This is a genomic window from Aureimonas flava (assembly GCF_003583935.1).
GTDB classification, from domain to species: Bacteria; Pseudomonadota; Alphaproteobacteria; order Rhizobiales; family Rhizobiaceae; genus Aureimonas; species Aureimonas flava.
This window is the reverse complement of the sequence record NZ_QYRN01000017.1, coordinates 1-19561: the sequence shown is the minus strand read 5'-3', so window position 1 is coordinate 19561 and position 19561 is coordinate 1. Positions and strand designations below refer to the sequence as shown.

Here is a 19561-nt window from a genome sequence, read left to right as displayed (position 1 = left end):
CACCCCGCGAAAGGCCCTTCGGCCTTTCAACCGCTCCTCTCACCTCCTGAGCCCTACGGCTAAGCGCAGTGAGATTCTCGGGAAGAGGGCCATGGGTGTCTGTCCGCACGACACCTCCGGCCCCCTCTGTAGAGGGGGGGTCGGTGACGGTGACGGTTACGGCTTCAGACGTCACCGGTGGCGTAACCTCGGAATTTCCGGTTACGGTGACGGTTACGGACTGACCTTCGATCCGGATCAGTCCCTCCTTCTGGAGCTCGGAACGGTTCCGGTGGAACAGTGTCTTGCGGGTTCCTTCGGCCTTCTCTGGCCAAGCGGCATAGCAGGCAGCTTTCCAGGTGCCGAGATCAGCCGCGCCCCCCGTCGCCATCTGCGTCAGGATGCCGAGCATCTGAGCGCGCAGGGTGGTGGCCTTCCGTTCCTTCCCCTCCTCGGCCGATTCCGTCGACCGCTCGAGGGCGCGCAGCCCGCGCACCACCTGCACCGATATCGCGCCGCTCGACACCGGGACCATGGTGGATGCGATGTCGAAGGCGAAGCGATCGCCGCCGGCTTCGTTGCGCATCTTCTCGACGGTGAGGAAGCTGGTCTCTTGGCTGCGCTTCACCCGGAGCACAACGTCGGCCCGGTCGAAGAAGACCTGACTGCCGCGCATGCCCGCGCTGGTGTCCTTGCCGGTGTGGTGGATGCTCAGGATCGCGCAGGAGAGCTCCCGCGCCGTCCGATCGACGTTGCCCATGTATTCGGAGGCTGCGGTCGCGTCGTCTTGGCTCTTCGGGCCGAAGCACGCAGCCAGTGTGTCGATCACGATCAGGGCGATCGGAATGCCGGTCCTCTTCGCCAAGCTCTGCGCAGCGCCGAGGACAGCGATACGGGCCGCATTTTGACCCAACCCCTCGGCAGGCGCCTCCATCAATGCCAGCGGCAGCGTGGACGTGTCGCAGCCGAGCGAGAGGGCTGCAGCAACCATGCGCTCCTTCGCCCCGTAGATGTCCTCGCCCGCGACGTAGAGGACGCTGCCGGCTTCTGTCTCCCGATCAGCCCATCGAAGCCCCGCAGCAACAACAACGGCTGTCCGGATCGCGATGCCTGTCTTGCCGGATCCGCTGGAGCCGTAGAGGAGGCCGGGCCCCGCCGGAAGAAGGCTGGGAATGACGAACCGGCGCCGGGGCGGATCGGTCATAAGCGAGTGCTCGATCTCGCCGACGGTGAGGAACGGGCTCAATTCGCCCTCGCTGGATTCTGGATGGCGGCCGCTCCGACCGCTGCATGTCGTTCGTGACGCAGGCAGGTCATTCGTCAGGTTCCTTGTCCCGCGGCTTGGCCCAGCGCACGCCAGGACGGAGGCCGCCTATGAACTCGATTCCAGCGTTTTCGAACGTCCGACGGATCGCAGACAGGTTGTTCGCGATCGGGGTTCGCTCGCCCTTCTCAAAGGATCGAATGGTGACCGGGGACATGTTCGCGTAGCGCCCAAGCTCGGCTTGAGTCCAATCCAGGAGGGCGCGGGCTGCTCGGCATTGGTCCGGTGACATTGGGTCTGTCGTTTCAATCGCTTGAGTGATCGGAATATAGCGCAGGATGGATTCGCGGGGAACGCCAAGCTGTCGAAAAACGCAAACATTAGGCGTCCTTCCGCCTTCCCCGTGAAAATGGATGGGGAACAAACCGGAACGGGTCGGGAACGTCTTGACGTCGGCGGAGAGCGGTGGGTCAGAAGGGTGGTTTTGCCCTCCTCCCCTGCCCTTTCAAGAGCGAAAACATTGCTTCCGATAAGTGAGATTTTCGGAGCTGGTTTTTGGATGACAGGAGTGTCACCCCTGGTTTCCCTGAGAGTGAAGACTGGGAGTGCCCCCACCTTTCACTGTCACGAATGGGCTGGTGCCCGGAGAGCGGCCGGCCGGTGAAGGGCATGGCGACTGCGGCGGGCGTCTCGGCCAGCCATGCGGCGAGGCCCTTGCTGTCCTCGAAGAACGGTAGCGCCTTCTCGGTCAGCCGCACCACGAGGCCGGTGTGCAGCCCGCGCAGCGTGCGCCGGATCTCCAGTTCGATGTAGCCGAAGCGCACGAGGTCGACGAGGTAGCGCCGCACGGTCCGCGCCGATCGCGACATGACGGCGCCCATGGTGCCCTTGGTGATCTCTGTCCGACGTCCCTTCCCGCACCGGGCCCGGAGCACGGTCAGGAGGCTCTTCGCGTTCGGGGTCAGGCGATCGTCGCGCGCGGCCGTGGTCGCCATCTCGCCGGCATACTGGCGGCTGGTGTTCGGCGCCGGGCGAGCGTGGCGGGGGCGCGAGGCTGAAATAGCCGTTCTGGACTGGAACGCCTTTTCCCCGACCGCCGCCGATCGGCGCTGTGCCTCGGCGAGCGAGATCAGCCCGCGGCCGTGATCCCGCCAGATGGCAGCTCGAGCTGCGAAGTCGGGGTGAACCTCGTTCCTGGCTGGGACGAGGTCAAACAGGTCCGTTCCGTCACCTGCATCGAGATTTCGATGCACATGCCCAGCCGCTGGCGCTCCCTGGCGTAGGGGCGCGCGATATCGTTCTGCCGTCATGGTCCATCCTTGCGCGGGGCAAAGCAGGTCCGTGGCGGGCAAGCCGCGTTTCCGTTGACGATGAGGTCGGGGGAGGCTAAATCTGACGGCGACCAAGCACGTTCAGATCAAGGCTCCGCGGCTCCCAGCTCGGGGCCTTTTTCTTTGCCTATGGCGTCTCCGTTATGGTGCCGGTGCCCGTCATCACGCGGCGCTCTGGTTGAGCAACGCGAGGTCGGACGGGGTGATGGTCTCCGACCGCGTCCGCGCGATCAGCACGCGCAGGACTTCGGATCGGGATGCAGCGCCGAGCGTCGCCTTCAGGCGGTCCAGCTCGGCAATCTCGCTCTCGTGGAGCACGGCCTCGACCGAGCGCACGCCCACTGCCCGGCGACGCGCACGCATCTGCTCGACATGCTCGGAGGCTTTGGTGCGACTCATTGGAACGGCCCTCTGCTCGTTAACTAGCTAGGCGTACGCGAGACCCGAGGGGAACGCCACCACGCCGTCACACAGCCCCGTCAGGCCCGCGCAAGCCTGCGGCGGTGGTCTGCGCCCTTCGAACCTTCAGGGCGTCGGAGGTCGTACCCTCCTGCCCTGCAGGCCTACGGCCCATCGCAGGTGCAGACCTTCGAAGGTTCAAAGAACAGGGGGTGCAGAGGTGCAGACCTTTTCGCTGATTTCGCAGAAGGGCGGCGCCGGGAAGTCCACGCTCGTCCGCCAGCTCTCGGTCCTGGCGGCCGAGGACGGCCCGGCCATCATCATCGATCGCGACCCGCAGGGGACGAGCACGAAGTGGTGGCAGCGCCGGCAGGAGATCGACCCGCCCTTAGAACGTCCGGACCTCCTGACCTTGGAAGGCTCAGACCTCACGAGGGTGGCGGCCGCGCTGAAGGGCAAGGCGGGGGCGCTATTCGTGGACACCCGGCCCGCCGTGACGGAGCCGGAGGCGGAAGCCGCGCGCGTCGCCGACCTCGTCATCGTGCCGATCCGGCCATCGCCCGATGACATCGAGGCCGTGGGCGACACGCTGAAGATCCTCAAGCGCCTCGAGAAGCGCGCCGTGCTGATCGTGAACGCTGCCAGGAACGAGGCGAGGGCCACCGGCGCCCGCGCTGCCCTGTCGCGCTACCCGATCCCCGTCTGTCCCTTCTACCTGACGGACCGGACGGCCTACCTCGACGCATCACTGGAGGGGCGAGGCGTCGGCGAGATGAAGGGGCAGGGCGCTCGGGAGGCGGCGGCCGAGATCCGCAAGGTGTGGGACTGGATCAAGACGGAGGCGGCAGGCCATGAGCACTAAGAAGGGGCGCACGCTGGCGGACGTGATGGGCGGCCTCGACGACGACACGCCAGAGGAGGCCAGCGCCGCGGTCGCCGCGCCGGCGGCGCCGATCGACCCACCCGCCGCGAAGATCGTCCCGGTGAGCGTCCTGGTCTCGCCAGAGGACCGGAAGCGGCTGCGCCAGTTGAGCCTCGACACCGGGCTCTCGATCCAGAAGCTCGGCCACGAGGCGTTCAACATGATGCTTGAGGCGAGGGGGCTGCCGCCGCTCGTGCCGGTCTCGGCCAACGTCCCCAGCGGGCGGTCTCGCCGGTGAGCGCGGGCGCCAAGTTGGCGCTTGCGTTGCCTGACGTTTCAGGGCTGGGGCTCCACCCCTTATGACCTTCGAAGGTTCGCAGGAAACGAGGTTGACAGGTCCGGAGGGTCTAAGGCACGATTGGTTCCGAAAATGTCCTTTATCGGAGGCAACCGAAGCCCGATGACCTCGACCGCAATCACCGTGGCCGTTCCGGTCCATGCGCTCTCTCCGAACCTGGTGCATCTCTACGAGCGGTCGCAGGAGACCCGGCGCGCTTCCAAGGCCAAGGGAACGCTCAGAGCGTATGCTTCGTGTCTGCGGTCCTTCAGGGCCTGGTGCGCCGCGAACGGCTTCCCTGACCTTCCTGCGGCGCCTGAGACGCTGGTCCTGTTCATCGAGGCGGAGCGCGCGGCCGGGCGGAAGGTTTCCACCATCGAGACCAAGCTGGCGGCGGTCCGCTTCATGCACCTGAAGGCCGGACACGTCTCGCCGACGGCCAGCGAGCTCGTCATCGAGGAGATGGAAGGCATCCGCCGGGAGATCGGGGTGGCGCCGAACAAGAAGCGTGCGGCGACGGCGGCGCTGGTGACCGGCATGCTGGCTGAAATCCCAGCCGACACGCTCAAGGGCAAGCGGGATCGCGCGCTCCTCCTCCTGGGCTTCGCCGGCGCGCTGCGGCGCTCGGAGATCGTCGGCCTCAACGTGTCGGACTTGGAGGTCGGGCCCGACGGCATCGTGCTGACCATCCGGCGCTCGAAGACGGACCAGCACGGGGCAGGGCAGGTGATCGCCATCCCGAACGGGGAGAAGCTGCGCCCGGTGGAGGCAGTGACGTCCTGGCTCGAGGCGGCAGGCATCGAAGAGGGCGCGATCTTCCGGCCGGTGGGGAAGGGCGGAAAGGTGCAGGATGCCCGGCTCTCCGATCGGTCGGTGGCCGAGCTGGTGAAGCACTATGCGAAGGCTTCGGGCTTGGACGTCGACGGCTTCTCAGGGCATTCGCTGCGCGCGGGCTACATCACCACGGCGGCCGAGAGCGGGGTAGCCGAGGGCAGCATCATGGACCAGAGCCGGCACAAGGACGTGCGCACCGTCCGCGGCTACATCCGCAAGTCGAACCTGTTCAAGGATCACTCGGGCGCCAGCTTCCTCTGATGGGGTGGTGAAACGCCACCTCACGGATGGGGTATCGATCCGTTACCCCACCGGCCTGACTTTCTAGGCCGTCTCCTGACTTTTAAGGAGATGGTTGGTCAAGAAACTGGCTCCCTACTAGGGACGGCACCGGCCCCACTGGATCAAGGCAGAGGCACCCCCGCCTTGATTTCCCCCTTGATTACCGAGCCGATATCAAAGGTGCCGCTACCGGCACCATAGTTGCGTGAGGTCGCCCATACCCAACCTCATGACGGTGCCGGCCCCTGGTTGATATCCGCTGATTTCTTTCAAGCGCCCAAGCCGACGCTCTGCTGATCGAAGCCCGCGCGAAGATGCTTCTGGCCGATGAGTACGACGCGGCGCAGGACCGAGGTGAGGTCGCCTCGCATGGCGGCGGTCGCAATTTCAAGGTTCCGGAAGGGAACGTTGAAACCGTCACCGCGGCCGACATAGGCCTGTCTCGCAAGGACATTCACGAGGCACGCTCCATCCGAGACGCCGCGCGTGCCGATCCAGTTTCCATCGGGCATGTACCAGGGCAGAACATGCCCCCATCGGTTGTGGGCGTGCAACGGGGTGCCGGCGCCCATACCTCGTTTGATATCCAATGATTGTTTTTCAAAGCCCTGAGGCTTCGGTCTCCTCGTAGAACGGGGTTCCGACCCTGGGCGGATCGAACTGGCGCGTCATCCAGAGGCAGCCAAGGCGCAGCTCGCGCTTCCGGTCGTCGGGCAGCGCCTTGAACCGGGACCGGCTCAGGCGCGCGTAGGCGGCCATCCTCGCCTCGTCCTGGCTGTAGGTCTTCACCTTGTGCACCTTCAGGGCCAGCTGATCCGAGAGGGGCCGGAGGACGCACCAGCCGAGATCCAGGCAGTTGCCGTGCGGAAGCATGGGGTTCATGGGGCGTCCGACCCTTTCAAAACCTTTCCCCGGGCGGCGCCGGGCGATTTCTATTTCCCATCTATTTTAGAAACCGAATGCTCTGATTTGCTCTCATTTCTTTCAAACGGCCGAGCCCGCTGGATGCCCCTGCGACGGCCGGCGAGGCGCTGTCATTTGCTGTCCCCTCGATGTCCTCAAATGTCATCATTTTTCGTCATCGGCCGGGCTCCGGACGTTACCATTTGCTACCCTCAGAGACGGCCCCCGCTGGCCAAGCCCCAGCGCTTCAGCTTGGATGCGATGAGCACTCACGGCGGGGAATCCGATGGTCGACGTTTCGCAGATTGCAGGGATGGTTTCCGCCCTGAAGGCCGCCACCGACATGACGAAGGCCATGGTCGGCCTACGCGATCAGACGGTGATTGCGGACAGGGTGGTCGACCTGCAGCGGATCATCATGGACGCGCAGTCCGGCGCGATGCAGGCCCAGCTGCAGATCATGGAGCTCGCCGACCAGCTGCGCCAAGCCAAAGCCCGGATCGACGAGGACGAAGCATGGAAGGCGGTCGCGGCGCGATACAAGCTCGCCGACTATGGCGGGAACACCTTCGCCTATGAACTGCGGCAGGAGCTTGCCCAGGAGGAGCCACATCACCGGATCTGTCCGACGTGCTTCGAACGGCGAAAGCGGTCCATCCTTCAATTCAGGCACAAGGGGGCGGATCGGCAGGACCTATATCGCTGCGTTGCCTGCGAAACGGATTTCTGGTTCGGGCTGGCGCAGCCTCTCCCCCGCCGAAACAACGAGCAATGGTCTGGCTTCTAGGGCAGCAAGAGTGGTCCGCGGCGTTGCCATATGTTGCCCCCTCGCCGATCAGGCGCGTTGACAATTGTTCACATCGGAGAGCGCGCCGGGTTGGGTCCGACAAGGGTTCTTTTCGGAAGCGAAAGGGCCCCCGCCGAGACGAGAGCCCTACGCATGCTGGATCATCTGGCCTTGGCCATCTCCAGGCTGAATTCCCGCAGCGTGGTGCAGGCGTCCTTGGGGGATAGCCCGAACCGGCGCTGCAGCTCGGGCACGATCGGGCTCGGCCAGTCCGCGCGCTTCATGCTGACCAGCCAGTGCACGGCTGCCTCCAGCTGCTGCACGTGAGAGGGCACGACCGTCAGGTGATTGACTGCGCGCTTCATGCCAGCACCCCCGCGATGAAGAACAGGAGGGCAGGGGCGCCCACGACGACGCCGAGCGCGACGCACAGGATGCCCATGGGCGACGCGATCATGAAGCCGAAGGCGACCAGCCAGACGCCGGCGAGGGCGAGGGGCAGATGAAGGGTGATGTGGGTCACGCCATCACCTCCGCCTCGTAACCGGCCAGGAAGCGGCCGATCGCCTCGCGGACATATCCGGTGGTCGACGGGTGGATGGACCTCAGGGAGCCTGCCAGAGCGTGCAGCGTGCCGCTGTATTGATCCAGGGCCGGATCGCGGCGCCCCCACGACGTGGCGGCCAGATAGGCCATGCAGCCGATGTAGTCGGCATTGCCGGTCCGGTCCTCCAGTGCGAGGAGATCGTACCGAGCCTCCCACACAGCGGTCCCTGCGTCGTCTGCGGCCGCCTCAAGCGCAGGCAGGCCAACCTTCTCCCGTTCGCTCCGCTGCTCTCGGACCCGCGCGATCCATGCGCGACGTCGTCTGAACCATTCCGCCCGATGATACTTCCGACCCTTGAAGCCCGGAGGGGGCATCATGACGGCGAAGTTCTGATCGATGTCCTCGAGGCTGGGCCTGACGTTCCGATACACCATGGGGTTCGTGTCGGGGGCAGCGTTTGGGACCATGGGCCAAGCCGATGTTCCCGGCGTGTAGCTCCCGTCGGCTTTCAGGAACTTCCCGCCGTCACGCGCCCACTCCGGCAGCTGCGCGTAGGCGGCTTCGAAGGCCGCCGACAGGCGGTCCTCTTCATGGCTGGCGGTCTCGTATGCCTCCAGGAGCCGGTTCACATCGGCGCTGATGGCGTCCTGCGCGGTCTGCGCCTGAGCCGGCACGATCGCCAGGGCGGTTGCGGTGCTGGCACCAGCGAGGATGCCGAGGGCGGAGCGACGATTCATCCGCATCACGCAGCCCTCCCGTTCACAAGGGAGTCCACCAGAGCGTCCAAGCACACGTGAGCGTCGCCGCCCGCTTCGACCAGCTCCAGGGCGTATGCGGCCTTGGAGGCGACGTCAGCCATGGTCTGCGGCGCGAACGCAGCGAACGCGCGATAGGCCTCGTACTCGGCGCGCTCGGCCGCTTCATGCTGCCTCTCGAGCGTATCCAGCCCGGCCGCGGCCCGCCGCTCGGCCAGCATCTGGCGCGCCGTGTCGAACAGGGCGAGATCCTCCTCCTCCATCTGGTCGATGCGATCGGAGATCAGCTTGTGAGCTGCAGGATAGAGGTGCTGGACGCGCTCGCCGACGAAGACCGCGCGCTCGCGCTCGTGGTACTTGGTGAGGCTCGTTCGGGTCTCGTAGGCAGGATCGATGCAGCCGACCAGATGCCCCTTCAGACGGATGGGGTTGGCGTCATAGTCCCGATCGAACACCATTTCGGCTTCGTCGAGGGCTGCGACGGCATCGGCGAATGCCTCCTTTGCCAGCCGGTGCGCTTGGATCAGGCGGAGGATGTCGGACGAGGCGGCGTGTGCCGCGCCGATCGCGCCGGCGGTGAGGGCGCCAGCGGCGGCGCCCTTCGTGAGGGTGGACAGGGCTTCGCGACGGGTGAGCATGATCAGGCCCGCCCTTCCAGGAAGCGCACGACGCCGCGGACGATGTTGGCGTCGACGGGGTCGAGATCCTTCCACGACATGACGAGGTTCAGCGCCTCGATCGCGCCCTTCGAAGACAGGACGATCGGTGGCTCGTCTCCGGAAAAGGGCTGCATCGCTTCCCGGTGAAGGGTCTCCGCATCCTCGTCGGACGTGTCGGGGAGCATCATGCAGGACCGCGCGATGCGATACCGCTCGATGGCCCCCACGATCGGATCGAAGATGATGATGTTGGGCTGCGGCAGGGACTTGGCGGCTCGCCCGGCCTCGCCGAGGGCCCCAGCCACGCGGCGGATCGAATCCTCCGCCCGGTGCGCGTGATGGGTGAGAAGCTCGGTCTCGTCCTCGCTCAGGGCCACCACGTCCGCGCCCTGCTCGCCCACCGGCAGCTTGCGGTTGAGGAAGACGTCGACGCAGAGGGTGGCGGTCGTGGCGCTGATGCGCGCGTCGATCGCCTCCTGGTCGAGTTCGCGGAGAATTCCTTTCACCCGCTCGATCGTAGACAGGTCTTTACGCGTGAGTGTGCTATGCTGGGAGTCAGCCACATCGATCTCCATAGGATCGTTTCGGTTAGGCCCGGGTGGGAAATCTCACCTTCCCGCTCGGGCCGATTAACCACGTAGCATATCTCTCAGCATAATTGCAAGCATACCTCTGGGAATGCCGTTCGGTATCATGTATGGAGTCTCTACCGAAACCGGAGACTTTTAGACGATGGCCGACAAGGTCCAAGAGAACCGCATCCGACGGATGGCGGAGCGGCAGGGAATGCAGCTCAAGAAGATCCGGCGGATCGATCCGAAGGCGATCGACTACGGCCATTTCACGCTCTCGGACAGGGACGGAAACCCTGTCTCGGTCGAGGGGAAGCCAACGGCGACGGCGGACCAGATAGAGGCTTTCCTGAAGGCCTGATCACCGTACGCCGTATGTCGGAGTAACGGGGGTGTCGGGCATAGGAAGACCCTACGCCGTGACGCCCTCGGCATCCCGCAGGCGGTCGGTTTCCGCCCAGCTCTCCCGCGTCGCCAGGGCCTCCATCTGCCGGCGATCCATCAGCTCCGCCACGCGCTTCTTCATGGCCTTGACGGACTCGGCCTGATCGCACCGCCAGCTCACCAGCAGCCTGACGGACAAGTGGAAGATCTCGGCCAGGGCAGCTTCGTCGATCATGAAGACGGGGCCCTGACGGCCGCGCTGGAGGAAGGCGGTCAACACGGCTTTGTCGACCTGGCGGGACTCGGGGACCTTCCGGGCCGTGCGCTCCGCGCGCCACTTCTCGGTTCGAACACGGTCTTCCTTGGCGATCTGTGCGAGGCTCTTGCGCATTGGGCTCTCCTTTGGCTGGAGCCCAATCGAAGCCGGGATCCCGGCAATCGACAAAAACGACTGAGGCGCCCCCGCCGGCTATTTCCCTGCTACTTTAGCCATTTCCGGCCGAAATCGCGCCGCGTATGGCATGACGTTCCATACACCCGGTCATGCTCCGCCAACTTTGGAAATATATTCCATACGCTGAAGGGCTCGACGGGCGGCCCTGTTATGGTTTGTCATGGTTTCACCCGCTCCAGTTGACAGGTCGCGGCCCTCTTGAGATCGATGGGCCGCACGCGCTGGGAGCCCATCATGGCCGAGAACGAGATCCTGCTGTGGGTGACGCTGGCCATGATCGCCGGCGGCGCCCTGTTCGCCTGGGTGATGAAGTTTCCGATCTGGAAGGGTGCCGTCGTCATCGTGGCCGGGATTGCCCTGAGCATCGCAGGCTTCCTGATCTTCAACGTGAGCTCGCAGTTGGCGAACATCGCCCTGTTCGTAGTCGGCGCCGCGGTGGCCGGGAGCGCGATCGGCTTCGGAACACGTGAGACGGCTTGGTCGATCGGTGGCGGGCTGATCAGCGGCGCAGCTGCCGGCTTCCTGATCCCGTTCCTGGGGCTCTCGGCCTAGCGGGATCCGGCCGGGCTCAGTCGATTTCCGTCCAGAAGACAGACCGCTCGGCCTGAAGCTGGGCGGCCAGGGCCCTCCGATGCGCCTCGCTCGCCGCCAGGGAAGCCCGTAGGCGCGCGATCTCTGCATCCTGCTCGGAAGTGTCGGCCGGGATCAGCAACACGCGTGGGGCGCCTTGTGTGTGGCTCAGGACGTCTCGCCATGTCATTCCGGCAGCGCGGAGCATGTCGCTCGCCTTCGCGGCGGCCGCGGCACGCTCGCCCATCTTGTCCGACGTCAGGAGCCCGGCGATCCGGATCAGACGCTCCCGATCGAGGCCCACCATCAGTCCTCGATCGTCCAGGTGACGGCTGCCCTCATTTCGCCGGTGTCGATCAGCGGGTTGGACGAGCCCTTCAGGGCGATCGTCAGAGGCGAGTTGGGCGGGCTTCGGAGGCTGGTGATCTCTTTCTGGATATCACCCTGCGCCAGTGCGCCGAGCCGCTCCAGCGCCTCGCGCTTTAGGGTGGCGCCGTTTTCTCCAGCCATGATCCCGCGCAGGATCCGGCGCGCTGCCGCAGCCATTGCCCGCTGATACTTGTCGCGGTTGGAGCGCATCGCGTTGCGCATGAACGGGCGCTCGGGCACGGGGCCGCCGAAGCCGCCCATGACCTTGCCGCCCTTGCCCTTCCGGACGAAAAACTTGCCGCTGCCCCGCGTCCCGAACTCGTTTCGAATGGCGCGATCGACGATGCCATCCTCGGTCTTGCTGGCCGGAAACCCGACCTTGACCTGGTTCGGTCCGCCCATCGCGGCCAGGGCACGCCCCAGAAGGCCACCGTCCTTCTTGAGCGATGCCGATTTCACGATCCTGCAGGTTGGTTTCAGCATTGGCTCCGAAAACCTCCCTTGTCGGATGAAGCCTCGGCGCGCTGCTCGGCGACGATACGGGCGGCAAGAACCTGCGGCCAGCTGCGTCCGATGCGGGCCTCGAGCATCAGGAAGGCCTCGTCCTGGCGCCGTTCCCATTCCTCGCGCCATCCGGCGCCGAACTCCGGTTCGAGATCCTGGCGTGCCAGCTCGGCCGTGTCGGCCGTCTCGCGCGAGAGCCACGGGCGGAGGCTGCCCGCACCCCGTAGGCCATAGATCATCGCCAGGCAGTCGGCACCCTTCTCGGCCGGCTGGGCGAACACCTCGCAGGCGAGGCGCGCTGTAGCCCTTTCTGCGGCCGCCAAACCCCGCACAGCGAGAAGATCGCCGGGAACGTGGATTTCCTGCTCTGACGCTGTCAGGGCGCCCAGAGGGCCAAGGCCGGCCTTACGGCGAAGGATGGCCTTGGCAATCTCGCGCCTGGTCTGCCCCTCGGCCCCACCTACCGGCGAGACGAATTCAACTCTGCGGCTTGCTGCGCCTTCTGCAATGACGCCTCCTTGAGGTCGAGAGCCTCGTGGCAGTCCATCACGTGCGTAAGTGTCACCCATGTCTCGAGATCTCCAACCGAGTAGAGGGGCGGGTCCGCCAGGATCGGGCGCCAGAGCCAGAAGTTGAGGTTCGGCGCGATACGGCGGACCTGCGCATCGCTTAGGCCGCCACCACGTTCTTCAGGCTCCCATTGGCCACGAGCCCTGAAAAAAAAGGGCCGAGCGTCTCGCGCAGGATCCACGCGACGACGGCATAGAGCTCGCCGGGGTCGGACGAGAACTCGGTGTCGATGTCGGCCTGTTCGTACCTGCCGTTGGCACCCTTCACCTGCGCCATCTTGACGATGTCGCCGAGCAACGCGGCGGTGGCTTCCGGTTCGGTGTGCCCGAACACCTCCACGAGGACGCCCATGATCCTCAGAGCTGCGGTCTGGTCTGCCGGGCCCTTCCGGTTCGCGGGATCGAACAGTGCCGGCAGCTTATCCGACGCGGGGCCGATCAGCCTGAGAAGGCGCCCCTGCATCACGATCGCCTGGGTGGCGAGCGGCTGGTCGACCTTGAAGAGGCGGTTCCCGAATTTCTTCTCTGCCATGGTGCTGGTTCCTTGTTTTTCAGTGGGTTAGGGGTCAGAGCGCCATGCTTCGCAGCTTGGCAGCCAGTTCGATGAGTTGGTCTCGGTTCTGGAGGGCGTGCCCGGAGCCCGAAGACGAGCCGTGCTTGATCAGGAGCTCGTCGGTGGCGATCAGTTCGAACATCGAGGCGATGATGTCGTAGACGTTGCCCTCGCTGCCCTCGATCGAGATCTTCCCGTCGGCGCTGCCCTTGATCCCGAACTTTCCCTCACCGTCGAAGCGCACGTGCGTGTTCTCGGCGTCGAAGTTCTGGATGGGGTCCAGAAGGCTTTCCCCACCATCAAGGTGCGCTTCCATGTCGGACAGGTTGTAGGTGCGCGTGTCGGAAGCGACGTAGCCGTCTGCCTGATCCGGATCGGCGTGGTACTTCTCGCTGGAGCGCATCTGCGGGCGCAGGGTGACACGATCGCCGACCTGCACCGGGAACGTGATGGAGCCGCGGCCCGAACGGCTGAAGCGCACCGGCACCTCGAGCAGCTCGGGGAGCGCCATCGGCTGCCCGTTCATGACGCGCATGTAGAGGGGCTGGATGGTGGCCGATTGCTTCGCAGCATCAAAGGCGACGATCCGCCCCGGCATCTCGCCCCACTGATCTTCACGTTCCGCCTGGGCAACGGCTTCGATCTGGTCGATGAGGTTGTTCGTGGTCTTCCCGACGTTTCCGACCATGTTAGCGGTTCCCTAGATCGATGGTGCGGGTCGGGGGCACGGCCGTGCTGGGGATGGCGTCGGAGATCGCCCGTCCGACCGCGGCCGGGGCCTGTGAGGCCTGCTGGACGTTGACGGTCACCGGCGCCGAGACGTTGTTCGTCACCGACTGGTCGCGGCTGTCGTTGATCGTGGCGGCCAGGCTGGCGGCCGAAGCGGCGGCGCTGGCGCTGTCCCACCAGCTCTTTGCGTTCTCGTAGAGCGATTTCATCACGTTGATGCCGGCTTGGGTGCCGTCACCGCCACCGCCCTGCATCCGAGCCTCGTAGGCCGAGAAGTCAGCCGCTCCAGAGCCGGCGAGGCTGTAGTGGCCGGATTGGCCGATGCCGTTGTTCGCGACGGGCGCCAGGCGATCCTTCGCCCACTGGGGATCGGTGCCGATCTCCTTGATCCGCTCGTTGATGGCGGACAGGATCTTGTCGACAAGGTAGATCCCGGCAAGCCCGCCAGCCAACACGGCTCCAGGGCCTCCAGCAGCGCGCGCGACCCCGGCGGCTGCTACTGCGCTTCCGCCTGCCCTGCCCGCTGCCGCTGCGGCGCCACCACCCGCCACGGCGCCGGCACCTGCCGCAGACGCTCCGGCTCCGGCGATGGCCGCGCCCCACTGGACATTCGCCAAACCGGCGAGGAACGCCGTCGCCCAGCGCATGCCCTTCATAATGGTGAGGACTCCCGCCAGGCGGCCCAACGCACCCGTGAACATGCCGATGCCGATGGCAGCTGCGCCAAACCACGCCGTGGCCTTCGCGATCTCGCCGAGTGCGGTTGCCACTTTGTCGGGGTCAGCGCCGAGGAAGTCCGCCAGCGCCTGGACGAGATCGCCGATCACGGACTTGCCGCCGGCCATGTACGTCAGCCAGTCCTCAAGCGCGAGATTGAGCGCAACGAAGGCCGCCGTGACCGGGAAAAGGCGGGCGAGGACGAAACCCAGCACCGTCAGGATCGGCTTCAGGTTCTCGCCGATGTTCCCGAACTTTCCGTTGAACATGCCCATGATGGTCTCGACGTGGCCGCCAATGCGGACTGCAAAGCCCTTCGCCTTCTCCACCACCCACTCAAAGGCAAACCCCAGCCGCGTCGCCCACAGGTCGAGCGTGCCGTTGCGGTCCAGCTCGTCGATCTTGTCGAGGACATCCCCGAGACCGCGTTTCATGGACTCGAAGAAGCCGGTGCGGCCGATCCGGCGCTGGAAATCGTCCCAGCTGTCCAGCATGTTCGACCACATGCCATCCCACGTCTTCGACTGGCGCAGCATCGCGCCGCCGAAGTTCGCCTGCATGTGCTCCTTGATGAATTTCGAGATCTCGGCGCCGTTCTTGCGGATCGTTTTCGAGAAGCTCTGGCCGTTCTTGTTCCAGCTGTACGTCACCTGGTCGCCGACGGTGCTCGACGTCAGGCCGAATTCCTTCAGGCGCTCCTGCTCACCGTTGACGGCATCGGCCATCGCTTCGACCGCGGACATGAGATCCTTGCCCATGGCCGAGCCGGCGTCGCCGAGCGCCGAGAGGCTCCCGTCGGTCGGATCCAAGCCATAGGCCCGCATCTTGATGAAGGCCTCGGTGACCTGCGCGAGGTCGTAGGGCGTGCGCTTGGCGAAGTCGGATACCCAATCCAGGGAGGCCTCGGCCTTCTCCTTCGAGCCTTCGATCGTCTCGAGCGTGGCCGTGTACTTTTCCCACTCGGCCGAGAGGGACATCACGTTCTTGCCAAGGGCGATGCCAGCGCCGCCGACAGCCGCCCCCATGCCCAACGCGATGGCGCGGCCAATGGTGGTCACGCGATCGGAAAACGCCTGCAGCTTCTGCTCGGCGTTCTTCAGGGTCGCATTCCACTGGCGCGCGTCGTCGGCGCCTTCGAACTTGAACCCCAGAAGGGCGATGAGGCTATCGGCGATCATTGCTTACGCCTCCAGCCAGGCGACGCGATCGCCAGCCGACACGATCATGTCGAGGTCGGTGTTGGCTGGCAGAAAGTCCCGCGGTCCGGTTGAAGCGTTGGGGGCAGCGCCGACGGCCACCCACGCGTCCTTCGAGCACCGCACGGACGCGACGAGGTGTCCGCGCTCGTAGGCATAGGGCGGCGTAACGATCGTCGAGGTGCCGGGCGCGGCCAGCGTCTCGGAGAGAAGCACCTTGCCGTGGAGCTGCGGCCCCTCTCTGCCCCCCTCGTAGAGCGTGAAAGGCCCGGCATTCCGGGCTTCGCCAATGGTGACGTGCAGGCCAGAGAGCGGCATGGTCAGCGCCCCCGCCATGCGTTGCGGTCGCGTTCTTTCATCGCCTCGTAGGCGCCGTCCTGGATGCCGCGGGCGTACTCCGGCCCGCCGTCGACGATCTTCTGCGGCGTGATCGCCGGGGCCTCGCCCCCGCGCCAGGCGTTGGCGTCGCGCGCCTTCATCTCTGCATAGGCTCGGTCGCTGTCGGACAGCATGGCGTCGGCCGCCGTGTGCTTCTCGCCGGAGATCGAGCCGTCCTTAAACATGAGCGGAAGCGCGATCCGATCGCCTGCCCAGAAAGGGATCCGAGCGCGGGCGCCGTCCTTGAGGATGGGAGAACCGTCGCAGGTGCAGTAGGAGCCGACACAGCGGCAGGTGTCATCGGCCATGGAAGGCCTCCACATCTGCGCGCACCTTCGCTGCCGCGCGAACGAGATCGGCGTGGATGCCGGCCAAGGGCCCCTTGGCCGCTTCGAAGGCATCGACGAAGGCCATAGCCAGGCTTGCATTCGCGGCGGCGCGCATCCGGCGCAGCTCCGCGAGTTTGTCGGGGGCGATCATGCGGCTTCTCCCGCGTCGTGGAACATGGGGCGGACCGGCGAGGGGGCGGACCAGGAAACACCCGCCTCGCCGGTCCTATCGGAGGCGGCGGCAGACCTCGCCGCACCCGGGTTTGAATTGGGCGCCGAGGCCCCTTGACGAGCACCAACCGTTTCGGGGGCCTCGGCTGTTTCGGCGTCGCTTGACGGGCGCTCTGCCGAACTGGTGATTTCGGGGGTGAAGACTGGCGTGCTGTAGAGCGACGACCTGTCGGGGCCGTAGATCGGCATGCCGCGATGACGCATCGCCGGAAGGATGATCCGCAGCAACGACATCGGTGCAGTGAGGTAGGCGTCCAGCATCGGGCCGCGGGAGAGCGTTTCGACGCCTTCGAGGCCTTGGACGCCTGCCGGAAGGTTCTGATTGGCGAGCATGACGGCGTTCTCGGCCGCGTGCACCTCCGCCAGGATCTCACCGATGGCGTTCGCCAGCTCGGGATAGTCTCGGAGGCTTTCGACGGCCGCATCGCGCTTGGCGAGGGCGTCGTCGTACATGCGGCGCCGTTCGGCCTGCTGCTCGGCGGCAATGAAGGAGGACCGGGCCTCCCGCAGCCGCTTGGCCGCATTGACGAGCCGGTCGCGCTCGTAGGTGGCGTCCTGCGCGGTCTGACGCGCTTCTGCGGTCTCGCTCTCGGCCAGGAACGGATCCAGCGCGCGCTCGGCCGCCTGTGTGTTGCGGCGCTCGGCGGCGAGGATGCCGGCTTCGACGTCTTCGATAAGGGTGGCCATGCCGGCGGACTTGCCGGCCTTGAGGGCTTCGATGACGCGATCGGCGAGGCTCATCGGGCTGCCCCGTTTTCGGTTCCGATAAACGAAGTTTTCGGAGCGAATCCAGCGGCGGGAAGGATCGTCGGGAAGGGTCTATGCATGGGGATCGCCTCCTGTTGCCTCTACAGCTACAGGAGACGATCAGCAGTCTCGACGATCGATCGTTATCCTTGATTATCTCACGATATCAATTGGATGCAGTCTTTACCTCAGACTGAACGCGGCGGCCCTCTTCCTCCACCCAATCGCGCAGATCGGCCTCGCGATAGAAGACGCGCGTGTCGACCCGGCACCATGGCGGGCCCTTGCCCTGCGCCCTCCACCTGGTGAGCGTGATCGGCGCAAGACGCAGCGCGGCCGCAGCCTGGGGCGTGTTGAGGTAGCCAGCGAGAAGGTCCGGGATTTCCTGCCTCAAGCGGCCATCTCCATCCCTTCGGGCGCGTTGCGCCGGGTCAGGTGGCGATCGAAGGCATCGTAGAGCAACGGGCGCAGGAAGCCTCTGACCGGCCACGGCCGGCGGGCTACAGCACGGGCTCGGAATGCCTCCAGGTCGATCGCCTCGCAGGCGCGCGCGAGATCGTCCCGCCGGGAGTGCCAGTCCGGGCGCTGGGCGAGGACGTCAGCCAAGGCGCCGATCGTCTCGGAGGATAGGGCCTCGGCGTTCAAGCGGCTGCCGCGGATCAGGCGAAGCGTGAGCTCGAGCACGTCCATGCCATGCTCGCCGACGATCTGGCGCATCACGCCCCCGGCGTGCGTCTCGCCTGGCCGCCGGCGGCGCGCTGTTGGGATGACCACGATTCCGAGGTCTGCGAGGATGTCTTGAATGCGAGGTTCCATCACGACGCCTTCCTGCGCAGGGTTCCAACCGTCGACGGGCTGACGCCAACGCGGCGCGCTATCTCGCGGTCGGAGAGATCGGGGTGGGTGTCCAATATGGACAGGACGTCCGCGCGCTTCTCGGCGGTGGTGCGGTGTCCAGTTTGGACGGCTTCCGGTGATGCGCCAGCTTGGGCGCCCTTCGACATGAACATCGCTCGCAGCATCGCGAAGTCCCGCTGCATGGTGGCGATCATGGCCAAGTCGTCGTCGACGTCGTGCGACCTGTCGGTTTCGGTCCGGAACTTCAGCCATTCGAGGCGAGCGGCGAAGCCTTCCGGCGTCCAGTCCGAGAGCGTGTCGAGCATGTGTTCCAGCGCCGCGACGCGCGCCTGGACGTGCTCGGCTTGGGAATGGTGCTGCTCGAAAGCCTCTCGGATCTCGTACAGGCGATCCCACGCGCGATACTCACGCCAGAGCCCTACAACGTCCGCCGGGAATGGGCAGGCCTTCACCAGGGCTTCCATCAGCTGCTGGGGTGGCGGCCCAACTGTCCAACCCGCATACCCCTTGATGTATCGGCGGCCGGTGTTGGCGATCGTGCCCCAGTCAGCGAGCGGCTCCAACGCCTTGCGCAGAGCCCGCTCGCTTGCCGTTTCGGCCCAGATGGCGTCTTCACTCCCGAACTCGTCCAGAGCTTCCCGGCGGAGCTTCTCGCGCTTCTGTTGGCGCTCCGCATCCCACGCCGCACGCTCGGCCTTGTGGCCAGGACTGGCGGCCTCGAAGGCATCCTGCATCTCTTCGAACAAGGTCTTCGGCCGAGGCGGCGCGGGGCGACTGTCCAAACTGGACAGGGCATCTTCCAGCGTCATGCCGGCTGCTCTGGCAAGCCTCCTCGCGCCTTCGGTCGCAGCCGATCGCTCACCATCGGTTGCGCCGCCGGTCATGAGGCGATGCGCCTTGCGCAGCTTCTCGGTGTCCAATTTGGACGCGGCGGCGGCGGTCATGCAGCGGTGTCCCCCGTCGATCCGGCGAGGGCGGCGTAACCGCGTCGATAGAGCTCCGCCTGCACGGCATCGAAGAAGGTCCGCAGCTCGGCGTCGATCCGATCGCCTAGGATGCCTGCCGCCTGCATCTGCCGGCGAAGGTCCGACACGGTGCGCTCCCAATAGGCGTCAGCGCCTTGGGGCGTAGTCTCGTCCAGGATCTGCGCCGTGCGCCGCACCTTGGCGATGCGCGCGCGGCAGGGGAACGGGATCACCTCGGCCAGAGCCGGCGTCCAGCGGAACAAGGGAAGATCGGAGTGCCTGTCCATCGAACACCTCAGCCAGCACGAGAGAGCCTGTGGGCACCGTCACCGTCACCGGCGCGGGCAGTCTTGGCGGGGTCTTCGACCCCTGCACCCCGCGAAAGGCCCTTCGGCCTTTCAACCGCTCCTCTCACCTCCTGAGCCCTACGGCTAAGCGCAGTGAGATTCTCGGGAAGAGGGCCATGGGTGTCTGTCCGCACGACACCTCCGGCCCCC

At 65.9% G+C, this 19561-nt stretch carries 32 protein-coding genes; 6 read left to right on the top strand and 26 right to left on the bottom strand.

What is annotated here, in order from left to right:
• The 4 genes from D3218_RS19180 to D3218_RS19165 form a co-directional block, all read right to left on the bottom strand.
• Positions 1–1225 (bottom strand): AAA family ATPase (locus tag D3218_RS19180; RefSeq protein ID WP_136625141.1); only part of this gene is annotated, 1225 nt, incomplete at its 3' end.
• A 67-nt stretch (positions 1226–1292) separates the two neighbouring features.
• A complete protein-coding gene (locus tag D3218_RS19175; protein WP_119541689.1) occupies positions 1293–1535 on the bottom strand; it encodes a helix-turn-helix domain-containing protein in 243 nt (80 codons plus the stop codon).
• 178 nt (positions 1536–1713) lie between these two features.
• Positions 1714–2553, bottom strand: a complete 840-nt coding sequence (locus D3218_RS19980; RefSeq protein WP_210209716.1) for a helix-turn-helix domain-containing protein — start codon at positions 2551–2553, stop codon at positions 1714–1716.
• Positions 2554–2736: 183 nt separating this feature from the next.
• Positions 2737–2973, bottom strand: a complete 237-nt coding sequence (locus D3218_RS19165; protein ID WP_119541688.1) for a ribbon-helix-helix protein, CopG family — start codon at positions 2971–2973, stop codon at positions 2737–2739.
• 220 nt (positions 2974–3193) lie between these two features.
• Between D3218_RS19165 and D3218_RS19160 the strand changes: the two genes are divergently transcribed.
• The 3 genes from D3218_RS19160 (at position 3194) to D3218_RS19150 (ending at position 5267) form a co-directional block, all read left to right on the top strand.
• Positions 3194–3835 (top strand): nucleotide-binding protein, encoded by a 642-nt coding sequence (locus D3218_RS19160; protein WP_119541687.1) that lies wholly within the window; start codon positions 3194–3196, stop codon positions 3833–3835.
• Complete coding sequence (locus D3218_RS19155) at positions 3825–4133, top strand: ribbon-helix-helix domain-containing protein (protein ID WP_119541686.1); 309 nt, start codon at positions 3825–3827, stop codon at positions 4131–4133. The genes D3218_RS19160 and D3218_RS19155 overlap by 11 nt, the downstream gene beginning before the upstream one ends.
• A 162-nt stretch (positions 4134–4295) precedes the next feature.
• A complete protein-coding gene (locus tag D3218_RS19150) occupies positions 4296–5267 on the top strand; it encodes a site-specific integrase (RefSeq protein ID WP_119541685.1) in 972 nt (323 codons plus the stop codon).
• A 290-nt stretch (positions 5268–5557) separates the two neighbouring features.
• On the opposite strand, the gene D3218_RS19145 is transcribed toward D3218_RS19150, so the two are convergent.
• Positions 5558–5860 carry a hypothetical protein gene (locus D3218_RS19145; RefSeq protein WP_119541684.1) on the bottom strand — a complete coding sequence of 101 codons (303 nt, stop codon included), beginning with the start codon at positions 5858–5860 and terminating at the stop codon, positions 5558–5560.
• Between the two features lie 28 nt (positions 5861–5888).
• Positions 5889–6170: a hypothetical protein gene (locus D3218_RS19140; RefSeq protein ID WP_119541683.1), complete on the bottom strand. Its 282-nt coding sequence runs from the start codon at positions 6168–6170 to the stop codon at positions 5889–5891.
• A 307-nt stretch (positions 6171–6477) separates the two neighbouring features.
• Between D3218_RS19140 and D3218_RS19135 the strand changes: the two genes are divergently transcribed.
• Entirely contained in the window at positions 6478–6978 is a 501-nt protein-coding gene (locus D3218_RS19135; RefSeq protein ID WP_119541682.1) for a hypothetical protein, read from the top strand.
• Between the two features lie 161 nt (positions 6979–7139).
• Here D3218_RS19135 and D3218_RS19595 read toward each other — a convergent pair whose 3' ends face one another.
• Genes D3218_RS19595 through D3218_RS19120 form a run of 5 tightly spaced genes read right to left on the bottom strand, consistent with a single transcriptional unit; the run spans position 7140 to position 9445 of the window.
• Positions 7140–7343 (bottom strand): hypothetical protein, encoded by a 204-nt coding sequence (locus D3218_RS19595; RefSeq protein WP_136625140.1) that lies wholly within the window; start codon positions 7341–7343, stop codon positions 7140–7142.
• Positions 7340–7501: a hypothetical protein gene (locus tag D3218_RS19895; protein WP_168990606.1), complete on the bottom strand. Its 162-nt coding sequence runs from the start codon at positions 7499–7501 to the stop codon at positions 7340–7342. Before D3218_RS19895 ends, D3218_RS19595 begins: the two co-directional genes overlap by 4 nt.
• Positions 7498–8268, bottom strand: coding sequence for a hypothetical protein (locus tag D3218_RS19130; RefSeq protein ID WP_119541681.1), 771 nt, complete (start codon positions 8266–8268; stop codon positions 7498–7500). Before D3218_RS19130 ends, D3218_RS19895 begins: the two co-directional genes overlap by 4 nt.
• A complete protein-coding gene (locus D3218_RS19125; protein ID WP_119541680.1) occupies positions 8268–8918 on the bottom strand; it encodes a hypothetical protein in 651 nt (216 codons plus the stop codon). Before D3218_RS19125 ends, D3218_RS19130 begins: the two co-directional genes overlap by 1 nt.
• 2 nt (positions 8919–8920) lie before the next feature.
• Positions 8921–9445, bottom strand: coding sequence for a hypothetical protein (locus D3218_RS19120; RefSeq protein ID WP_119541679.1), 525 nt, complete (start codon positions 9443–9445; stop codon positions 8921–8923).
• 226 nt (positions 9446–9671) lie between these two features.
• Here D3218_RS19120 and D3218_RS19115 point away from each other — a divergent pair, with 226 nt between their 5' ends.
• The gene (locus D3218_RS19115; protein ID WP_119541678.1) at positions 9672–9872 is read left to right on the top strand and encodes a hypothetical protein; all 201 of its coding nucleotides are present in this window, start codon (positions 9672–9674) and stop codon (positions 9870–9872) included.
• 51 nt (positions 9873–9923) lie between these two features.
• Here D3218_RS19115 and D3218_RS19110 read toward each other — a convergent pair whose 3' ends face one another.
• The gene (locus D3218_RS19110) at positions 9924–10286 is read right to left on the bottom strand and encodes a hypothetical protein (RefSeq protein ID WP_119541677.1); all 363 of its coding nucleotides are present in this window, start codon (positions 10284–10286) and stop codon (positions 9924–9926) included.
• Between the two features lie 297 nt (positions 10287–10583).
• Between D3218_RS19110 and D3218_RS19105 the strand changes: the two genes are divergently transcribed.
• A complete protein-coding gene (locus tag D3218_RS19105) occupies positions 10584–10901 on the top strand; it encodes a hypothetical protein (RefSeq protein WP_136625139.1) in 318 nt (105 codons plus the stop codon).
• Between the two features lie 16 nt (positions 10902–10917).
• On the opposite strand, the gene D3218_RS19100 is transcribed toward D3218_RS19105, so the two are convergent.
• The 14 genes from D3218_RS19100 to D3218_RS19030 form a co-directional block, all read right to left on the bottom strand.
• Positions 10918–11226 carry a hypothetical protein gene (locus tag D3218_RS19100; RefSeq protein ID WP_119541675.1) on the bottom strand — a complete coding sequence of 103 codons (309 nt, stop codon included), beginning with the start codon at positions 11224–11226 and terminating at the stop codon, positions 10918–10920.
• Entirely contained in the window at positions 11226–11771 is a 546-nt protein-coding gene (locus D3218_RS19095) for a hypothetical protein (protein WP_119541674.1), read from the bottom strand. The genes D3218_RS19100 and D3218_RS19095 overlap by 1 nt, the downstream gene beginning before the upstream one ends.
• Positions 11765–12361: a hypothetical protein gene (locus tag D3218_RS19890; RefSeq protein WP_168990605.1), complete on the bottom strand. Its 597-nt coding sequence runs from the start codon at positions 12359–12361 to the stop codon at positions 11765–11767. The genes D3218_RS19095 and D3218_RS19890 overlap by 7 nt, the downstream gene beginning before the upstream one ends.
• A gap of 100 nt (positions 12362–12461) precedes the next feature.
• A complete protein-coding gene (locus D3218_RS19590) occupies positions 12462–12893 on the bottom strand; it encodes a phage tail assembly chaperone (RefSeq protein ID WP_136625138.1) in 432 nt (143 codons plus the stop codon).
• A 34-nt stretch (positions 12894–12927) separates the two neighbouring features.
• Entirely contained in the window at positions 12928–13602 is a 675-nt protein-coding gene (locus tag D3218_RS19075; protein ID WP_119541671.1) for a Gp138 family membrane-puncturing spike protein, read from the bottom strand.
• Between the two features lies 1 nt (position 13603).
• Positions 13604–15538 (bottom strand): tape measure protein, encoded by a 1935-nt coding sequence (locus D3218_RS19885; RefSeq protein ID WP_168990604.1) that lies wholly within the window; start codon positions 15536–15538, stop codon positions 13604–13606.
• Positions 15539–15541: 3 nt separating this feature from the next.
• Entirely contained in the window at positions 15542–15892 is a 351-nt protein-coding gene (locus D3218_RS19065; protein WP_119541670.1) for a hypothetical protein, read from the bottom strand.
• Complete coding sequence (locus D3218_RS19060; protein ID WP_119541669.1) at positions 15877–16242, bottom strand: hypothetical protein; 366 nt, start codon at positions 16240–16242, stop codon at positions 15877–15879. Before D3218_RS19060 ends, D3218_RS19065 begins: the two co-directional genes overlap by 16 nt.
• The gene (locus D3218_RS19055) at positions 16232–16414 is read right to left on the bottom strand and encodes a hypothetical protein (RefSeq protein ID WP_119541668.1); all 183 of its coding nucleotides are present in this window, start codon (positions 16412–16414) and stop codon (positions 16232–16234) included. The genes D3218_RS19060 and D3218_RS19055 overlap by 11 nt, the downstream gene beginning before the upstream one ends.
• Positions 16411–17235, bottom strand: coding sequence for a hypothetical protein (locus D3218_RS19050; protein ID WP_119541667.1), 825 nt, complete (start codon positions 17233–17235; stop codon positions 16411–16413). The genes D3218_RS19055 and D3218_RS19050 overlap by 4 nt, the downstream gene beginning before the upstream one ends.
• Positions 17236–17407: 172 nt before the next feature.
• Positions 17408–17635, bottom strand: a complete 228-nt coding sequence (locus D3218_RS19045) for a helix-turn-helix domain-containing protein (RefSeq protein WP_210209715.1) — start codon at positions 17633–17635, stop codon at positions 17408–17410.
• Positions 17632–18057, bottom strand: a complete 426-nt coding sequence (locus D3218_RS19040; RefSeq protein WP_119541666.1) for a hypothetical protein — start codon at positions 18055–18057, stop codon at positions 17632–17634. The genes D3218_RS19045 and D3218_RS19040 overlap by 4 nt, the downstream gene beginning before the upstream one ends.
• Positions 18057–19043 carry a winged helix-turn-helix domain-containing protein gene (locus D3218_RS19035; RefSeq protein ID WP_119541665.1) on the bottom strand — a complete coding sequence of 329 codons (987 nt, stop codon included), beginning with the start codon at positions 19041–19043 and terminating at the stop codon, positions 18057–18059. Before D3218_RS19035 ends, D3218_RS19040 begins: the two co-directional genes overlap by 1 nt.
• On the bottom strand, positions 19040–19351 hold the full coding sequence (locus D3218_RS19030) for a DUF6074 family protein (protein ID WP_136625137.1): 312 nt from the start codon (positions 19349–19351) through the stop codon (positions 19040–19042). Before D3218_RS19030 ends, D3218_RS19035 begins: the two co-directional genes overlap by 4 nt.
• Positions 19352–19561: the final 210 nt, after the last annotated feature.

Bases quoted from the DNA above. Each gene is read 5' to 3' on its own strand.
- D3218_RS19175 (WP_119541689.1), bottom strand. From the start codon at position 1,535: ATGTCACCGGACCAATGCCGAGCAGCCCGCGCCCTCCTGGATTGGACT.
- D3218_RS19980 (WP_210209716.1), bottom strand. From the start codon at position 2,553: ATGACGGCAGAACGATATCGCGCGCCCCTACGCCAGGGAGCGCCAGCG.
- D3218_RS19165 (WP_119541688.1), bottom strand. From the start codon at position 2,973: ATGAGTCGCACCAAAGCCTCCGAGCATGTCGAGCAGATGCGTGCGCGT.
- D3218_RS19155 (WP_119541686.1), top strand. From the start codon at position 3,825: ATGAGCACTAAGAAGGGGCGCACGCTGGCGGACGTGATGGGCGGCCTC.
- D3218_RS19150 (WP_119541685.1), top strand. From the start codon at position 4,296: ATGACCTCGACCGCAATCACCGTGGCCGTTCCGGTCCATGCGCTCTCT.
- D3218_RS19145 (WP_119541684.1), bottom strand. From the start codon at position 5,860: ATGGGCGCCGGCACCCCGTTGCACGCCCACAACCGATGGGGGCATGTT.
- D3218_RS19140 (WP_119541683.1), bottom strand. From the start codon at position 6,170: ATGAACCCCATGCTTCCGCACGGCAACTGCCTGGATCTCGGCTGGTGC.
- D3218_RS19135 (WP_119541682.1), top strand. From the start codon at position 6,478: ATGGTCGACGTTTCGCAGATTGCAGGGATGGTTTCCGCCCTGAAGGCC.
- D3218_RS19595 (WP_136625140.1), bottom strand. From the start codon at position 7,343: ATGAAGCGCGCAGTCAATCACCTGACGGTCGTGCCCTCTCACGTGCAG.
- D3218_RS19130 (WP_119541681.1), bottom strand. From the start codon at position 8,268: ATGCGGATGAATCGTCGCTCCGCCCTCGGCATCCTCGCTGGTGCCAGC.
- D3218_RS19125 (WP_119541680.1), bottom strand. From the start codon at position 8,918: ATGCTCACCCGTCGCGAAGCCCTGTCCACCCTCACGAAGGGCGCCGCC.
- D3218_RS19115 (WP_119541678.1), top strand. From the start codon at position 9,672: ATGGCCGACAAGGTCCAAGAGAACCGCATCCGACGGATGGCGGAGCGG.
- D3218_RS19110 (WP_119541677.1), bottom strand. From the start codon at position 10,286: ATGCGCAAGAGCCTCGCACAGATCGCCAAGGAAGACCGTGTTCGAACC.
- D3218_RS19105 (WP_136625139.1), top strand. From the start codon at position 10,584: ATGGCCGAGAACGAGATCCTGCTGTGGGTGACGCTGGCCATGATCGCC.
- D3218_RS19100 (WP_119541675.1), bottom strand. From the start codon at position 11,226: ATGGTGGGCCTCGATCGGGAGCGTCTGATCCGGATCGCCGGGCTCCTG.
- D3218_RS19095 (WP_119541674.1), bottom strand. From the start codon at position 11,771: ATGCTGAAACCAACCTGCAGGATCGTGAAATCGGCATCGCTCAAGAAG.
- D3218_RS19890 (WP_168990605.1), bottom strand. From the start codon at position 12,361: ATGGGTGACACTTACGCACGTGATGGACTGCCACGAGGCTCTCGACCT.
- D3218_RS19590 (WP_136625138.1), bottom strand. From the start codon at position 12,893: ATGGCAGAGAAGAAATTCGGGAACCGCCTCTTCAAGGTCGACCAGCCG.
- D3218_RS19075 (WP_119541671.1), bottom strand. From the start codon at position 13,602: ATGGTCGGAAACGTCGGGAAGACCACGAACAACCTCATCGACCAGATC.
- D3218_RS19885 (WP_168990604.1), bottom strand. From the start codon at position 15,538: ATGATCGCCGATAGCCTCATCGCCCTTCTGGGGTTCAAGTTCGAAGGC.
- D3218_RS19065 (WP_119541670.1), bottom strand. From the start codon at position 15,892: ATGGCGGGGGCGCTGACCATGCCGCTCTCTGGCCTGCACGTCACCATT.
- D3218_RS19060 (WP_119541669.1), bottom strand. From the start codon at position 16,242: ATGGCCGATGACACCTGCCGCTGTGTCGGCTCCTACTGCACCTGCGAC.
- D3218_RS19055 (WP_119541668.1), bottom strand. From the start codon at position 16,414: ATGATCGCCCCCGACAAACTCGCGGAGCTGCGCCGGATGCGCGCCGCC.
- D3218_RS19050 (WP_119541667.1), bottom strand. From the start codon at position 17,235: ATGAGCCTCGCCGATCGCGTCATCGAAGCCCTCAAGGCCGGCAAGTCC.
- D3218_RS19040 (WP_119541666.1), bottom strand. From the start codon at position 18,057: ATGGAACCTCGCATTCAAGACATCCTCGCAGACCTCGGAATCGTGGTC.
- D3218_RS19035 (WP_119541665.1), bottom strand. From the start codon at position 19,043: ATGACCGCCGCCGCCGCGTCCAAATTGGACACCGAGAAGCTGCGCAAG.
- D3218_RS19030 (WP_136625137.1), bottom strand. From the start codon at position 19,351: ATGGACAGGCACTCCGATCTTCCCTTGTTCCGCTGGACGCCGGCTCTG.